The following is a 15,704-nucleotide window of genomic DNA, read 5'->3' as shown; positions in this document are numbered from 1 at the left end:
AAGGCCACCATGCCCACGCTCCGCCGCACCCTCGGTCTGCTCGCGATACCCGCCGTGGCGCTCGCCACCGCACTCCCGGCGGTCACCGCCGCCCACGCCGCGCCCGTGAACGCGACCGCCGCCGCGACCTCGTCCCCGACGGTCCGTCCCGACGCCGCCGCGGGCGGCTGGCTGGCCCGCCAACTCGTCGACGGCGACCACTTCGAGTCCGTCTTCAACGGGACCGCCTACCCCGACCAGGGCCTCACCATCGACGCCGTACTGGCCTTCGCCGCCTCGCGCGGCTCCGACGAGGCCGCCGCGAAGGCCACCGCCTGGCTGGCGAAGCCCGAGATCATCGGCGGCTACCTCGGCGACGGCACCACCGAGGCCTACGCGGGCGCGACCGCCAAGCTGCTGCTCGCCGTCGAGGTCCGCGGCGGGGACCCGACGGCCTTCGGCGGCGTCGACCTGCCGGCCCGCCTGCGGTCGCTGCAGACCGCCGAGGGCCGGTTCTCCGACCGCTCCCAGTGGGGCGACTACAGCAACACCTTCGGCCAGTCCCTCGCCGTGATCGCCCTGCACCGCACGCCCGGTGGCGCCCCGGCGGCGGCCGTGGACTTCCTGGCGAACAGCCAGTGCGCGGACGGCGGCTTCCCGCTCTCCTTCGGCCAGGCCGCCTGCACCAGCGACGCCGACGCCACCGCGCTCGCCGTCCAGGCCCTCGCCGCCACCGGGCGCGCCGCCAAGGCGAACACGGGCCTGGGCTGGCTCACCGCCCACCAGAACGCCGACGGCGGCTTCGCGGCCGCCGGGGCGACCGCCTCCAACGCCAACAGCACCGGCCTGGCCACCCAGGCGCTGCTCTCCGGCGGACGCCTCGGCCCCGGCCTCAAGGCCTGGGGCCGGCTGGTGAAGCTCCAGCAGGGCTGCTCCGCCGACCCGGCGGTCCGCGGCGCCGTCGCCTACGACGCGACCGGCTTCAACGCGGGCACCGGCGCCCGGGCCACGGCGCAGGCCGTCCTCGGCCTCGCGGGCACCCCGCTGTCCACGCTCTCCGCCTCCGGGGCCGCCCCCGACGCCCCGACCCAGGCCTGCCCGCCGGCGCCGGCCACGCGCTGAACCACGCTGACACCGCGAGGAGTTCACCGATGAGCGACACCCCCACCCCGGTCCGCCCGGCCCGCCGTACGCTCGGGTCGATCGCCGCCGCGGCGGCCCTCACCGCCGGACTGCTCGGCGTCTGCGCCGTCCAGGCGCCGCAGGCGCGGGCGGCCGCCTGCGGCGGCACCACCGGCGTCACCGTCGTGGTCGACTTCACCGCCGTCGGCGGCGGCATCCAGACCGGCTGCGCGCCCGGCGACCCGGCCAGCGGCCTGGCCGCGCTCACCGGCGCCGGATTCTCGTACGCCTTCCACCCGCGCTACCCGGGCTTCGTCTGCACCATCAACGCCCTGCCGACGACCTGCACCAACCCGACCGGCAGCGCCTACTGGTCGTACTGGCACGCCCAGCACGGCGGCCCCTGGTCGTACAGCACCCTGGGCGCGGGCAGCTACGACCCGGCCCCCGGCGACGTCGAGGGCTGGTCCTTCGGCGCCGGCGCACAGCCGGGCACCACCGCGCCCTGACAGGCGGAGGGCCACCGGCGCCCCGGCCCCTTCTCCGGAAGGGGCCGGGGCGCCGGTGCCAGGGGCTCAGGCGCCGCGGGACGCTCGGCGCCGCCGGTCGAGGTGTCCGACCAGCCGTACGGTTGCCACCGCGGCGGCCGTGAACAACAGGGTGTCGACCATGGTGCCCGCGGTGGTCAGCCACGCGGGGTCGTCGCCGTCGGGCACGCGCGTCGCGGTGAACAGCCCGCCGACGCCCGTCGAACGTACTGTCATTCGACGGCCGCGCCCACTCGCGGTCCTCCCTGAGGATCCGGTCCATCGTCATGGGTTTCGGTGTTCTCGTCCCGGCCGGGCCGGCCGTCGGCATCCAGATCACGCCGACGTGGTGGTCCACTTCCGCCGCCGGCCCCGCGGACCGACCTCTCGGCGTGCCGGCCTGGCCCCGCGGGTACGGCTTCGCACTCGGCGTGCGCGGTTGACCCGACATCACGACGAAGGCCCAGGCGGCCCCGGGGCGGCCTGTCATGACACGGCGTCAGATCGCATACTCGTCGGTATGAGCGATCGGAATGGGGCGGCGTCGGCCTGGAAGGTCGGCGATGTGATCGAGGGGCTGTACCGGGTCGACCAGGTGCACGAGGCCGGCGGGATGGGCCTGGTGTACCGGGTCTGGCACCTGGGGTGGGGGACCGACCTGGCGGTGAAGTCCCCCCGGCCGGAACTGTTCCGGTCCGCGCGGGAGCGGGAGCTGTTCGTCGCCGAGGCGCAGACCTGGGTCGGCCTCGGCCTGCACCCGCACGTCTGCGCCTGCCACTATGTACGGGAGATCGGCGGGACGCCCCGGGTGTTCGCCGAGTACCTGGACGGCGGCAGCCTGAGCGAGTTGATCCACAGTGGCCGGCTGTACGCGGGCGGCCCGGAACAAGCCCTCGCCCGGATCCTGGACCTGGCGGTCCAGGCCGCCCGGGGGCTGGACCACGCCCACCAGCAGGGCGTGGTCCACCAGGACGTGAAACCGGGCAACATCCTGCTGGACCGGGACGGTACCGCCCGGATCACCGACTTCGGCCTGGCCCGGGCCGGGCAGCTCGCCGCGTGGCCCGGCGGCGCAGGCGATCGGCCCGGCGCCGACGCCACCGTCCTGGTCGCCGCGGGCGGGATGACCAGGGTGTACGCCTCGCCCGAGCAGTACGGGCAGCGGCAGCTCGGCCGGCGAAGCGACCTGTACAGCTTCGCCGTCTCGGTGCTGGAGATGTTCACCGGCGGCGTGGCCTGGTACGTCGGACCACTCGCGAGCGAGACCCTCGCGGCCTTCCGCGGGACCCGAGGCCGCGACGGCCGCCCGCCGATCCCGCCCGGCGTCGCCGAGCTGCTGGAGCGCTGCCTGCGCCACGACCCCGCCCAGCGACCCGCCTCGATGGCCGAGGTCGCCGCCGAGCTCGCCGAGCACTACCACCGGGCCACCGGGACCCGGTACGCGCGCCCGGTGCCGAGCGCGGTCGGGCTGCGCGCCGACGAGCTGAACAACCGCGGCCTGTCGCTCTTCGACCTCGAGGACATCCCCGGCGCGCAGCGCGCCTTCGCCGACGCTCTGGAAGCGGACCCGCGCCACCTGGACGCCGCCTACAACGGCGGCCTGCTGCGCTGGCGGCGCGGCGAGACCACTGACGACACCCTGGTCGCCGACCTGGAGCAGCTGCGGCTCGTGCACGGCGACTCCTGGCAGTCCCGCCACCGGCTGACCGAGGTCCACCTGGAACGCGGCGACCTGGAGGCCGCCCGCGAGCTGCTCGCCGGGATCACCGCGGAGTGCGGCGACGACCCCGAGCGGCGCGCCGCCGTGGAACGTCTCGACCTCTCAAGCGCCCCCGACAACCGGGCGGCCCCGGCCTTCACCGCCCGCTGGTACCAGCTGTTCGACGGCCCCGCGCGGCTCGCCGCCCGGATCACCCCCGACGGGCGGTACGCGGTCACCGGCTACGGCGGCCACGGCGACAAGGACCGCGGGCTGAAGCTGTGGGACCTGCGGCGCGGCGAGCTGCTGCGCACCGTCGGCGGCCTGGAGTCCTGGGTGAGCAGCCTCGACGTCTCCGACGGCCGGTACGCGGTCTCGGTCGGCCCGGACAACGAGGTCCGGTTCTGGGACCTGGCGCGCGAGCGCTGCCTGCTGGCCTTCACCCCGCCCGGCCGCCGCGAGCTGTTCCGGGTGCAGGCCCTGCGGATCGACAACCGGGCGCGGACCGCCGTCGCCGTGGTGGAGGGACGGCTGCTGGTCTGGGACTTCCCGAGCGGCCGGCAGCGGTTGCGGCTCGGACCCGTCACGGACCGGGCCGAGGACTCCCACCGGGTCGAACTGAGCCACGACGGCGGTCTCGCCCTGGTCAGCAGCCACGCGCGCGGCACCCTCCAGCTGTGGGACCTGAACACCGGAGAGCTGCGGCAGACGATGACGATGCCGGGCCGCGGTCCCACCGCGATCTGGCTGGAGCCCGAGGGCCGCACCGCGGCGACCGCCTCGCCCGGCCTGACGATCCGGCTGTGGGACCTGCGCAGCGGCCGCGCGGTGCGCACCGTGACCTCGCCGATCGGCGAGGTCCGCTCGCTGGTGCTGAGCGGCGACTCCCGGTACGCCGTCACCGGCGGCGAGGACGGCGCGGTGCGGCTCTGGGACCTGGCCCTGTACCGCTGCGTGCGCACCTTCCGCGAACACAGCCAGCCGGTCGCCGCCGTGATGATGGGCGGGGACGCCGACTGGGCGGTGTCCGCCGGGCAGGACAACACCGCGCGCTGGTGGCGGATCACCCCGGAGCGCCGGTTCCGGGCGAGCATGCAGCTCAGTCGGCCTCGCCGCCACCAGGAGATCGAGCGGGCCGGCGGGCAGGTCGGGGCCCTGCTCGCCGAGGCCGAGCAGGCGCTCGGGTCTCGGCAGCACGCCGCCGCGCTCGACCTGCTCACCCGGGCCCGCTCGACGCCCGGCTATGAGCGTGCGCCGGAGGTGCTGGCCGCGTGGCGGCGGCTGGGGAGATCCGTCCGCCGTACCGGGCTGCGCGGGGCGTGGCCGGTGCACACCCTCGGCGGGCAGGGCCACGTGTCCTCGCTCGCCGTGTCGGCGGACGGGCGTACCGCGGCGATCGGCGGTGACCGCCGGGTCGGGCTGTGGAATCCGACCGACGGCACCCCGCTGCGCGCGCTCGACAAGCCCCGGGTCGGATCGGTCGGCCTGAGCGCCGACGGCCTGCGTGCGGTGGCCGGCGGGGACGCGGTGCTGCAGAGCTGGGAGCTGCCCGGCGGCCGACCGCTCGGCCGGGTCGACGCCCGTGGGCCCGACGGCCGTGCCGAGAGCGGTGAGGAGGGCATGCTCGGGAACTCGGTCCTGTTCACCGCCGATGCCCGGCAGGCCCTGGTGATCGGCCGGGACGGCGCGCTGCGGCTGTGGGACCTGGACAGCGGCCGCTGCGTGCGGGTGCTCACCGGCGACGGCGAGCGGCCGACCACCGCCGCCGCGATGAGCGCGGATGGCACCCGGGCAGCGAGCGTGGCGCTGTTCGGCGAGATCCAGCTGCACGCCCGGCTCGGCGCTCCGCCGCTGGCGCTGAGTCATCCGGCGTGCGGCTGGCTCTCGTTCGACGCAGACGGCCACCGGCTGCTGTCCGGCAGCGTGTACGGCGACCGCTCGCTGCGGCTGTGGGACGCCGGCACCGGGCAATTCCTCCGCGCCTTCGACTTCGAGGTCCTGCCGTGGGACGCCGGTACCGGGCCGGATGAGCTGTCGGTCCTTCACCTCTCCGCCGGCGGCCGGTTCGCCTATACAGGCCACCGGCTCGGCACCGTGCGGATCTGGGACGCCGACACCGGCCGCTGCCTGCGCGAGCTGGAAGGGGGTGGCGGCCAGGTGTGGAGTCTCACCGCCACCGCGGACGACAGCCTGCTGCTCTTCGGCTGTGCGGACGGCTCGGTGCGGGCGTGGGCGCTGGACTGGGAGCTGTCCGCCGGGCAGTGACGATCGGCCGGCCGGGACACCAGCTCAGTTCCGCAGTGGCCGGGCGGGCATTCGGGCTCGGGACGGTACGGTCACCGCCCCACACCGCTGCGCGTCAGCCCCGGGTTCGCACCGGGTTCGCACCGGGTTCCCCCGCTCGGCCACCGCGGACGCGACCGCACAGGTCTGTCGCCCGACGAGGTGATGTGATCGACCTGACGCCCCGTTGACTGCCCGTCGGTCAGCGTGGTCTGATGAACCGATTTTTTGCCCTCGGCATTCAGGGGAAGCCGGTCCAACTCCGGCGCTGACCCGCAACCGTGGACCCACCTGAGGTGGGTGAGCCGGAATGCCTGGACCGGGGGTCTGTTCACAGAGCACTTGCGTCGTCGCGGACTACGACGCGGTTTCGACGGCCCCCGTGCCCGCGGGCGACCGTCGGCTGCGCCGTCGCCTCGCGTGTCGACCGACCAGGGAGTCGTCGTGAGGGTCAGCAGCAATCGCACACGTCACAGGAACCGGGACCTCGCCTCGCTGGTGGTCGCCGGCACCGTCGCCGTCGCCGCCTGCGGCACGGTCCTGCTCGGGTACCCGGGTACCGCCTCGGCCGACCCGATCGAGCAGTGCACGGCGACGACGGGCGCGATCGTCGCCGTCGACTTCACCCACTGGGGCGGCGGCGTCGTCCGGGGCTGCGACGCCCACCCCACGACGGGCATGAACCTGCTGCACAACGCCGGCTTCACCACGACCGGCACCGAGCACGACGGACCGGCCTTCATCTGCCGGCTCGGGACCGGGACCTTCAACGGCGGCGCCCAGTACCCGACACCGGCCGAGGAGCCGTGCGTCAACACCCCGCAGGCCACCGCGTACTGGTCGTACTGGATCGCCGAACCCGGCCAACAGGCCTGGTCCTACAGCCGGTTCGGGGCCGGCACGCAGAAGCCCGAGCCCGGCGAGGTCGAGGCCTGGGTCTACGGCGGCACGGACATCGGCGGCACCAGCGGGGCGCCGAACTTCACCCCGGACTCCGTCCGCGCCAGGAACGGCGGCCCCTCGCCCTCCGCCTCCCCGTCGGCGTCGCCCTCGCCCGCGGTGGCCCTGAGCGCGCCCGCGGGGAGGAAACCCGACGCGGCCAAGGGGAGCGCCTACCTCACCGACCCGTCCCGCCTGATCGACGGCCACTACTACGAGGGCTTCCCGGCCTTCGCCGACTTCGGCCTGACCATCGACGGGGCCTACGCCCTCGCCGCGACCGGCACCGACGACGCCGCGCTGCGCCGGATCGTCGACTTCCTCGACCAGCAGGGCAAGGACGCGAGCGAGCGCACCGTCAACGACTGGACCGCGATCGGCACCGAGTACGCCGGCGGCGGGTCCATCGGCAAGGAGGCGCTGCTCGCCGAGGTCGTCGGCCGCAACCCGCGGGACTTCGGCGGCCACGACCTGATCGCCGCCCTCGCCGCGCTGGTGTGCGCCAAGGCCGACGCGACCACCGGCTGCGCAGCCCCGGGCAACTACGCCTACGCCACCTCCGTCTTCTCCCAGGCGCTCGCCGTCATGGCCCAGCTCCGGGCTGGGGAGTCCACCAGCGTCGCCCCCGCGATCGCCTACCTGAAGGGCCTCCAGCACCCGGACGGCTCCTGGCCGAGCCTGATCCCCGCCACCGGCGACTCCGACGTGGACAGCACGGCGATGGCCGTCATGGCCCTCGCCCTCGTCCCCGGGGACGAGGCCGCCCGGGCGGTCGACCAGGGGCTCGGCTGGCTCGCCGCGCGGCAGCTGCCCGACGGCGGCTTCCCCGGCGCGTCCGGCGACTCCACCAACTCGGCCGCGCTGGCCGTCCAGGGCATGACGCTGCGCCAGGCCGCCTACGGTGGACAGATCGCCAAGGCGCTCGACTTCCTCGCTGGGCAGCAGAACGGCGACGGCGGGTTCAACGTCGCGGCCGCCGGGCAGCGGGGTTCGGACGTCCGCGCGTCCACGCAGGTGCTGGGCGGTGCCACCGGCATCTCCTTCGGGACGCTGTCCCGCGACCTCGCGGGCACGCCGACGCCTACTCCCACCGGGACGCCGACCGCGACACCGACGGGGACACCCACGACGACCGCGGCGGCCCCGGCCACCGACGCCCCGTCGTCCGGCGGTGCCGCCGAGGCCGGGGGCGTACCGGTGCGGACCGGTTCAGGCGGCCTGGCCAGTACCGGAAGCCAGGCACTGGCGCTGACGGCGGGAGCCGGCGCGCTGACCGCGCTCGGCGCCGGGGCCGTCCTCGTCGCCCGTCGTCGCACCGCGGCCGCCCCGGGGCGTCACCGGTGAGCCGGGGGCTCGGCACGCGCCTCGCCCGGCTGTCCGGGGCGGCGTCGCTGACCTTCGCGCTCGCCTTCGGCGGCGTCGCCGCGGGCACCGCCCCGGCCGCCGCGACCCCGTTGCCGATCGAGCAGTGCACCACCACCTCCGGTGCCGTACTCGCCGTGGACTTCGGCAAGTGGGGCGGCCCGCTGCTGCGCTCCTGCGGAACCACGCCCACCACCGGGTTCACCCTGCTCAACCAGGGCGGCTGGAAGACCACCGGCACCGGCCACGACGGCCCGGCCTTCATCTGCCGGATCGGCTACAGCGGCTTCCAGGGCGGCAAGCAGTACCCGACGCCGGAGCAGGAGAAGTGCGTCCTGACACCCCCGGCCACCGCGTACTGGTCGTACTGGCACGCCGATCCGGGCCAGAACGAGTGGTCCTACAGCCAGCTCGGCGCGATGCTCTACCAGCCGAAGCCCGGCAGCGTCGACCTGTGGATCTTCGGCGGCACCAACATCGAGGGCACCGAAGGGCGTCCGACTTTCTCGCCGGACAGCGTCCGGGCCCACAACTCGAGTCCCGGCGGGCAGCCGGCCGACCCGGGCCAGGGCACCGCGGGCGGGTCCGGCGGCAGCTCGGGCGGTTCCGGCAACGGGTCGACGGGTGGTGGTGCCGGGACGGTCGGCGGCAGCGGCTCCGGCGGATCCACCGGCACGACCGGCGGCGCCGGGACCGGACGGGCCCCGGCTCCCACCAAGCCCCCGGCGGGCGGAGCCCGTCCGCCCGCGTCCGCCGCGACCCCGGGGACGGACCCCGCCGCCACCCCCGGGGACGGCGGCACCCCGCCGGGCGCGCCCGACCCCACGCCGGTGCCGGCCGAGCCGTCCACCGCCCCGCCGACCGACGCCCCGAGCGACCAGTCGACACCGCAGACGGCCGCGGCCGAGGCCGGCCCGACGTCCGCGGCAGCCGTGCCCGGCGGGGTGGTGGACGCCAACCCGGTGGCCGACGCCCCGCACGACTCCGGGTCGATGGTCCCCGCCGTGCTCGGCTCGGTCCTCGTCGTGGCGCTGGGCGTGGCCACGGTGGTGGCCGCCCGGCGCCGCCGCCGACGGGCCGAGTGATCCGGTGGGCACGCTCGACAAGCGCGAGTCCGGCTCCCCGCAGCGCGCCCCCGGGCGGGCCGCGGGGGGCCGGCGCATCCCGCGCAACCTCCACCCGCTGGCCTGGTGGGCCTGGGCGCTGGCCCTGGCGACGGCGGCCAGCCGCACCACCAACCCGCTGCTGCTCCTGCTCGTCCTCGCCGTGCTCGGCTTCGTGGTCACCGCCCGCCGCAGCGAGGCGCCGTGGGCGCGCGGGTTCGCCTACTACCTGTGGCTGGCCCTGACGGTGGTGGCGATCCGGGTGGTCTTCCGGTGCGTCTTCGCCACCGGTGTCACCCCGCACGACCACCTGCTCTTCTCCCTGCCGCACATCCCCACCCCCGCCTGGTACGCGGGCATCGAGATCGGCGGGCCGGTCTCGCTGGAGGCCACGCTCTCGGCGGCCTTCGACGGGCTGCGGCTGGCCTGCCTGATCTGCTGCATCGGCGCCGCGAACACCCTGGCGAACCCCAAGCGGGCGCTGCGGGTGCTGCCGGGGGCCCTGTACGAGCTGGGCGTCGCCGTGACGGTGTCGCTCAGCGTCGCGCCCCAGCTGGTGCAGAGCGTCCAACGCGTCGCCCGGGCACGGCGGTTGCGTGCCGGGCGGCGCAAGGGCGTCCGTGCTCTGCGCAGCATCGTGGTGCCGGTCCTGGAGGACGCGCTGGAGCGTTCGCTCAGCCTCGCGGCCGCGATGGACTCGCGCGGCTACGGGCGTTCCGGCACCGCCTCGCGCCGCTCCCGCCGGCTGACCGGCGCGCTGATGCTGCTCGGCATGTGCGGCCTGTGCGCCGGGGTGTACGGGCTGCTGGACGGGACGGCCCCGGCCGCGCTCGGCCTGCCCGCCTTCCTCGCGGGCGCCGTGCTCTGCGTGGCGGGCCTGCTGCTCGGCGGGCGGCGGGTGCGGCGCACCACCTACCGGCCGGACCGCTGGCGGGCCGCCGAGTGGGGCGTGGCCGGCTGCGGGGTGACCGCCGCCGTGCTGCTGTTCGCCACCGTCGGCTACGACGCCACCGACCTCAACCCGTCGCTGTACCCGCTGACTTGGCCGCCTCTGCCGCTCGTCCCGGTGCTCGCCCTGCTGCTGGCGGGGGCGGCCGGTATCGTCTCGCCGCCGCCCGGCCGGACGCCCGGACCCGCCGCCGGGCCGGGGCCGCGCCCGGCCGCACGTCCCGACGCCGCCCCCACCGACCGCACCGACCGCACGACCTCCGAGGTGAGCACGTGATCCGATTCGACCGGGTCGGCGTGGTGTACGACGGCGAGAGCACGCCCGTCCTGCGCGACGTCGACCTGCACATCCCGGAGGGCGAGCTCTGCCTGGTGGTCGGCCGCACCGGTGTCGGCAAGTCGACCCTGCTCGGCGCCGTCAACGGCCTGGTGCCGCACTTCACCGGCGGCACCCTGCGCGGTCGGGTCACCGTGGACGGCCGCGACACCGCCCACCACCCGCCGCGCGAACTCGCCGACGTGGTCGGCGTGGTCGGGCAGGACCCGCTGGCCGGCTTCACCACCGACACGGTGGAGGAGGAACTGGCGTACGTCATGGAGCAGTTGGCGATCCCGTCGGAGACCATGCGCAAGCGCGTCGAGGAGACCCTGGACCTGCTCGGCCTGGCCGACCTGCGCCACCGGGCCCTGTACGAGCTCTCCGGCGGCCAGCAGCAGCGCGTCGCCATCGGCTCGGTGCTCACCGCGCATCCGCGCGTCCTGGTGCTGGACGAGCCGACCTCCGCGCTCGACCCGACCGCCGCCGAGGAGGTGCTGGCCGCGATCACCCGGCTGGTCCACGACCTCGGCGTGACCGTCCTGTTGGCCGAGCACCGCCTGGAGCGGGTCGTCCAGTACGCCGACCGGGTCGCCTACCTGCCCGGCGACGGGACGGTCGTGCACGGCCCCCCGGCCGAGGTCTTCCGGGACACCGCGATCGCGCCGCCCGTCGTCGACCTCGGCCGACTGGCCGGCTGGCGGCCGCTGCCGCTGTCCGTCCGGGACGCCCGCCGGGCCGCCGCGCCGCTGCGGGAGCGGCTCACGGACCTGCCGGTTCCCCCGCCGCGCCGGGCAGCGGTGGCGGGGGAACCGGTGCTGGAGGCGACGGGGGTCGTCGTCCGGTACGGGCCGGTGGCCGCCGTCCGGGACGTCCGGCTGGAGCTGCGGGCGGGCGAGGTCACGGCGCTGATGGGCCGCAACGGCTCCGGCAAGTCCTCGCTCCTGTGGGCGCTCCAGGGCTCCGGGCCCCGCCAGGGCGGTAGCGTGAAGGTCACCGGCGCCGGGGGCGGCCCGGCCGCGGACCCCAAGCGGCTGCCCGCGGCCCGGGCCCGGCAGCTGGTCGGGCTCGTCCCGCAGACCCCCACCGACCTGCTGTACCTGGAGACGGTCGCCCAGGAACTCGCCCAGAGCGACCTCGAAGCCGACGGCGTCGGCGGGCCGACCGCACGGCAGGTCCTCGACCGCCTGGCTCCCGGGATCCCGGACGGCACCCACCCCCGGGACCTCTCCGAGGGGCAGAAGCTGGCCCTCGTCCTGGCGATCCAACTCGCCGCCGCACCAAGGGTCGTGCTGCTGGACGAACCCACCCGGGGGCTCGACTACCAGGCGAAGGAGGCGCTCACCGGCATCGTGGACGCCCTCGCCGCCGAAGGCCGTACGGTCGTCGTCTCCACCCACGACGTCGAGTTCGTCGCCTCCGCCGCCGACCGCGTCGTGGTGATGGCCGAGGGCGAGATCGTCGCCGACGGGCCCACCGCCGAGGTCATCGTCGCCTCGCCCACCTTCGCCCCGCAGACCGCCAAGATCCTCGCCCCGCTCGGCTACCTGACGGCACGTCAGGTCGCGGCGGCCGTGGAAGCGGTGGAGGCCGCCCGGTGACCGCCGTCCGGATCCCCGGCCGGGCCCGCGTCGTCGTCGCCCTGGCCGCCTTCATCGGGCTGGTGGCCTTCACCTGGCCGTTCGTCGTCGCGCCCGGGCGGTTCGGCTCCAACTACGCCCCGCCGCTGATCTTCGGCGCCCTGCTGGTCCTGGTGCTCGCCGTCGTCGTCGCGGAGATCTCCGCGGGCGGCATCGACGCCAAGGCCCTCGCCATGCTCGGCGTCCTGTCCGCCGTCAACGCCGGACTCCGCCCGCTCGGCGCCGGGACCGCCGGAGTGGAGACGGTCTTCTTCATCCTGGTGCTGGCCGGCCGGGTCTTCGGCCCCGGCTTCGGCTTCACCCTCGGCTGCACCTCGCTGTTCGCCTCCGCGCTGCTCACCGGCGGCGTCGGCCCCTGGATGCCGTACCAGATGTTCGGCTGCGCCTTCGTCGGCATGCTCGCCGGACTGCTGCCGGGGGCCGGGCGGCGCTGGGAGGTGCCGCTGCTGGCCGGGTACGGGGCGTTCTCCGGCTACCTCTTCGGCTTCCTGCTGAACCTCTCCTTCTGGCCGTTCTCCACCGACCCGAACAGCTCGATCGCCTACCTGCCGGGCCTGCCCTTCACCGAGCAGTGGCACCGCTACCTGCTGTTCGACCTGGCCACCTCGCTCGGCTGGGACACCGGCCGCGCCGTCACCACCTTCACCGCCGTGCTCGTCGTCGGGCCGGCCGTCCTCACCGTCTTCCGCCGCGCGGCCCGCCGCGCCAACTTCGAGCCCACGGTGCGCTTCGAGGCCCCGCCCGGCCCGCACGCCCCATCCGGCCAGGACGCCACGCCCGGCCCGGACACCACGGCGGGGCCGCCGACCGCCGCGCGGCCCACCGGCCCGGCGCACCCCTGAACCGAAAGGCCGACCATCGTGCCCAAGCCCGCGAAGCACCGGACGATGACGCTGGACGGGGTCGTCGTCGTCGTCCTGACCCCGGAACAGCACGCCGCACTGGAATCCGCCCGCCGCCAGCTGGGCGGGGCGCAGGCGCAGGTCGCCAGGATGAGGTCAGACCTCCAGCGGGGACGGCGGCTGCTGGGCGAAGCCGAACGGCTACTGGCGGGCATCCCCGCCGACCAGCGCGCGCGACTGGACGCCCGGCTGGGGCCGGGACGCGGCCTGACCGGACTGCTCGCGGACATCCGCGCCGCCCTGCCCGGCACGCCGGACACCCCGACGCGGACCTGACCACCGGCCCCGCGAGCCGTGGTGGCGTCCCACCATCCGGACGGGTTCCGAGATTCCCGCGCCGGGCCCGGTGTTTTGCCCCTAAGCTGACGGTGCAGCTGGTTCGCCCTGTCCGCCAGGCAGGGCGTCGCAAGAGGGAACCCGGTGACGCCTTTCGACTGGCCAGTCCGGGACTGCCCCGCAGCGGTGAGTGGGAACGACCGCCGTCATACGCACTGGACCCGGGACGGGTCTGGGAAGCGACGGCCAGTAGGTGTCCGCCCTTCACGGGACGGACGCGCCCGCGAGTCCGAAGACCTGCCACTGCCCGCCCGCGGACGACCCGCGCGCGGCTATCCGGTGACCTCGTGGGCGGGTCGGCGACCATACCAGGCGGACCAGGCCCGTACGTTCCCGTGACGGCCGCCGCCGGGTACGTCATCCCTTCGCGCCCTCGTGCCGTCTCCGGGTACCTGAGGAGAACAGACTCGCGAAGGAGAGTCCCTTGACCACGAAGTCCGCAGCCGCGGCGAGCGTCGCCACCGCGTACGGCTACCCCCGCCAGGGCCGGGGCCGGGAGCTCAAGAAGGCCATCGAGGGCTACTGGAAGGGCTCGGTCACCGCCGAGGTGTTGCTGGCGACCGCCGCCGACCTGCGCCGGGGGAACTGGCAGCAGCTCGCCGACTCCGGCGTCGAAGAGGTCCCGACCGGTGACTTCTCGCTCTACGACCACGTGCTGGACACCACCGTCGCCGTCGGCGCGATCCCGCCCCGGCACCGGGCCGCCGTCGAAGCCGACCCGCTGGACGGGTACTTCGCCATGGCGCGCGGCAACCAGGACGTCGCCCCGCTGGAGATGACCAAGTGGTTCGACACCAACTACCATTACCTGGTGCCGGAGTTGGGGCCGGACACGGTGTTCACGGCGAACCCGGCCAAGGCGGTGGGCGAGCTGCGCGAGGCGCTGCTGCTCGGCCACGCGGCCCGGCCGGTGCTGGTCGGGCCGGTCACCTACCTGCTGCTCGCCAAGCCGGCGCCCGGGGTGGCCGCCGACTTCCAGCCGATCACCCTGCTGGACCGGCTGCTGCCCGTCTACGCGGAGCTGCTGGCCGGGTTGCGCGCCGCCGGCGCCGACTGGGTGCAGCTGGACGAGCCCGCGCTGGTCCAGGACCGCACCCCGGCCGAGCTCAACGCCGCCGCCCGCGCCTACCGCGAGCTGGGCGCCCTCACCGACCGGCCCAAGCTGCTGGTCGCCAGCTACTTCGACCGGCTCGGCGACGCCCTGCCGGTCCTGGCGAAGGCCCCGATCGAGGGCCTGGCACTGGACTTCACCGGGCCGGCCGCCGCCAACCTGGAGGACCTCGCCGCCGCCGGCGGCCTGCCCGGCAAGCGACTGGTGGCGGGGGTGATCGACGGGCGCAACATCTGGATCAACGACCTGGAGAAGTCCCTCACGACCCTGGCGACCCTGCTGGGCCTCGCCGACACCGTCGACGTCGCGCCGTCCTGCTCCCTGCTGCACGTGCCGATCGACGCCACCCTCGAACGCGACATCGACCCGCAGATCGCCCGCTGGCTGGCCTTCGCCAAGCAGAAGGCCACCGAGGCGGCGCTGCTCGCCCGCGGCCTGCGCGAGGGCACCGGCGCGATCGCCGCCGACCTCGCGGCCAACCGGGCCGACCTGGCCTCCCGCGCGGGCTCGCCGATCACCCGCGACCCGGCGGTGCGCGCCCGGATCGCCGCCGTCACCGACGCGGACGCCCGCCGCGCCCAGGCCTACCCGCAGCGGGCCGAGGCCCAGCGCGCCCGGCTCGGCCTGCCGCTGCTGCCGACCACCACCATCGGCTCCTTCCCGCAGACCACCGAACTGCGCGTCGCCCGGGCCGACCTGACGGCCGGTCGGATCGACGGCGCCACGTACCGGGAGCGGATGGAGGCCGAGGTCCGCGAGGTCATCGCGTACCAGGAGAAGGCCGGACTGGACGTCCTGGTGCACGGCGAGCCCGAGCGCAACGACATGGTCCAGTACTTCGCCGAGCAGCTCACCGGCTACCTGGCCACCCGGCACGGCTGGGTGCAGTCCTACGGCACCCGGTACGTGCGCCCGCCGGTCCTCGCCGGGGACATCTCCCGGCCGCACCCGATGACCGTCGACTGGTTCCGCTACGCGCAGGGCCTGACCGACCGCCCCGTGAAGGGCATGCTCACCGGCCCGGTCACCATGCTCGCCTGGTCCTTCGTCCGCGACGACCAGCCGCTCGCCGACACCGCCCGCCAGGTCGCCCTCGCCCTGCGCGACGAGGTCGTCGACCTCGAGGCCGGGGGCGCCGCCGTCGTCCAGGTCGACGAGCCGGCCCTGCGCGAGACCCTCCCGCTGCGGGCCGCCGCCCGCCCGGCCTACCTGGACTGGGCCACCGAGGCCTTCCGCCTCGCCACCTCCGGCGTCCGCGCCGACACCCAGATCCACACCCACATGTGCTACGCCGAGTTCGGCGCCATCATGACGGCGATCGACGACCTCGACGCCGACGTCATCCATACCTTTCTTCGTGGGATCGTTCTGGTCATTCGTAAGATCAGGGCACCCAGGGATGCCGGGTGTGGCTGTCATGTCATTGCCGCGTCCGTG

The 15,704-nt window shown here is 75.3% G+C and carries 11 protein-coding genes and 1 riboswitch; of the genes, 10 read left to right on the top strand and 1 reads right to left on the bottom strand.

Annotated features, from left to right (window positions below):
• Nucleotides 1-9 precede the first annotated feature (9 nt).
• Nucleotides 10-1,101 carry a prenyltransferase/squalene oxidase repeat-containing protein gene (locus ACWDD9_RS32230; RefSeq protein WP_375877609.1) on the top strand — a complete coding sequence of 364 codons (1,092 nt, stop codon included), beginning with the start codon at nucleotides 10-12 and terminating at the stop codon, nucleotides 1,099-1,101.
• Between the two features lie 29 nt (nucleotides 1,102-1,130).
• Complete coding sequence (locus tag ACWDD9_RS32225) at nucleotides 1,131-1,610, top strand: hypothetical protein (RefSeq protein WP_049653340.1); 480 nt, start codon at nucleotides 1,131-1,133, stop codon at nucleotides 1,608-1,610.
• Between the two features lie 66 nt (nucleotides 1,611-1,676).
• Here ACWDD9_RS32225 and ACWDD9_RS32220 read toward each other — a convergent pair whose 3' ends face one another.
• Nucleotides 1,677-1,865 (bottom strand): hypothetical protein, encoded by a 189-nt coding sequence (locus ACWDD9_RS32220; RefSeq protein ID WP_375877386.1) that lies wholly within the window; start codon nucleotides 1,863-1,865, stop codon nucleotides 1,677-1,679.
• Between the two features lie 283 nt (nucleotides 1,866-2,148).
• On the opposite strand from ACWDD9_RS32220, the gene ACWDD9_RS32215 reads away from it, so the two are divergent.
• The 8 genes from ACWDD9_RS32215 to metE all read left to right on the top strand — a co-directional run.
• Nucleotides 2,149-5,592 carry a protein kinase domain-containing protein gene (locus ACWDD9_RS32215; protein ID WP_449813530.1) on the top strand — a complete coding sequence of 1,148 codons (3,444 nt, stop codon included), beginning with the start codon at nucleotides 2,149-2,151 and terminating at the stop codon, nucleotides 5,590-5,592.
• A gap of 462 nt (nucleotides 5,593-6,054) precedes the next feature.
• Nucleotides 6,055-7,893, top strand: a complete 1,839-nt coding sequence (locus tag ACWDD9_RS32210; RefSeq protein WP_449813529.1) for a hypothetical protein — start codon at nucleotides 6,055-6,057, stop codon at nucleotides 7,891-7,893.
• Nucleotides 7,890-8,996 carry a hypothetical protein gene (locus ACWDD9_RS32205; RefSeq protein ID WP_449813528.1) on the top strand — a complete coding sequence of 369 codons (1,107 nt, stop codon included), beginning with the start codon at nucleotides 7,890-7,892 and terminating at the stop codon, nucleotides 8,994-8,996. Before ACWDD9_RS32210 ends, ACWDD9_RS32205 begins: the two co-directional genes overlap by 4 nt.
• A 4-nt stretch (nucleotides 8,997-9,000) precedes the next feature.
• Nucleotides 9,001-10,239 (top strand): CbiQ family ECF transporter T component, encoded by a 1,239-nt coding sequence (locus ACWDD9_RS32200; protein ID WP_449813527.1) that lies wholly within the window; start codon nucleotides 9,001-9,003, stop codon nucleotides 10,237-10,239.
• Nucleotides 10,236-11,879 (top strand): ABC transporter ATP-binding protein, encoded by a 1,644-nt coding sequence (locus tag ACWDD9_RS32195; RefSeq protein ID WP_449813526.1) that lies wholly within the window; start codon nucleotides 10,236-10,238, stop codon nucleotides 11,877-11,879. The genes ACWDD9_RS32200 and ACWDD9_RS32195 overlap by 4 nt, the downstream gene beginning before the upstream one ends.
• Nucleotides 11,876-12,760 (top strand): ECF transporter S component, encoded by an 885-nt coding sequence (locus ACWDD9_RS32190; RefSeq protein WP_375877392.1) that lies wholly within the window; start codon nucleotides 11,876-11,878, stop codon nucleotides 12,758-12,760. The genes ACWDD9_RS32195 and ACWDD9_RS32190 overlap by 4 nt, the downstream gene beginning before the upstream one ends.
• Nucleotides 12,761-12,778: 18 nt before the next feature.
• Nucleotides 12,779-13,096: a hypothetical protein gene (locus tag ACWDD9_RS32185; RefSeq protein ID WP_375877393.1), complete on the top strand. Its 318-nt coding sequence runs from the start codon at nucleotides 12,779-12,781 to the stop codon at nucleotides 13,094-13,096.
• A 99-nt stretch (nucleotides 13,097-13,195) separates the two neighbouring features.
• Nucleotides 13,196-13,399, top strand: a riboswitch (cobalamin riboswitch).
• Nucleotides 13,400-13,580: 181 nt separating this feature from the next.
• Nucleotides 13,581-15,704, top strand: a 2,124-nt coding sequence (metE, locus tag ACWDD9_RS32180; protein ID WP_449813525.1) for a 5-methyltetrahydropteroyltriglutamate--homocysteine S-methyltransferase, incomplete at its 3' end; no start/stop codon positions are given.

This window comes from Kitasatospora sp. NPDC001119, assembly GCF_053598475.1.
The sequence above is the reverse complement of the archived record's forward strand: the minus strand, read 5'-3'. Positions and strand labels throughout refer to the sequence as shown.

Bases quoted from the DNA above. Each gene is read 5' to 3' on its own strand.
- ACWDD9_RS32230 (WP_375877609.1), top strand. From the start codon at position 10: ATGCCCACGCTCCGCCGCACCCTCGGTCTGCTCGCGATACCCGCCGTG.
- ACWDD9_RS32225 (WP_049653340.1), top strand. From the start codon at position 1,131: ATGAGCGACACCCCCACCCCGGTCCGCCCGGCCCGCCGTACGCTCGGG.
- ACWDD9_RS32220 (WP_375877386.1), bottom strand. From the start codon at position 1,865: ATGACAGTACGTTCGACGGGCGTCGGCGGGCTGTTCACCGCGACGCGC.
- ACWDD9_RS32215 (WP_449813530.1), top strand. From the start codon at position 2,149: ATGAGCGATCGGAATGGGGCGGCGTCGGCCTGGAAGGTCGGCGATGTG.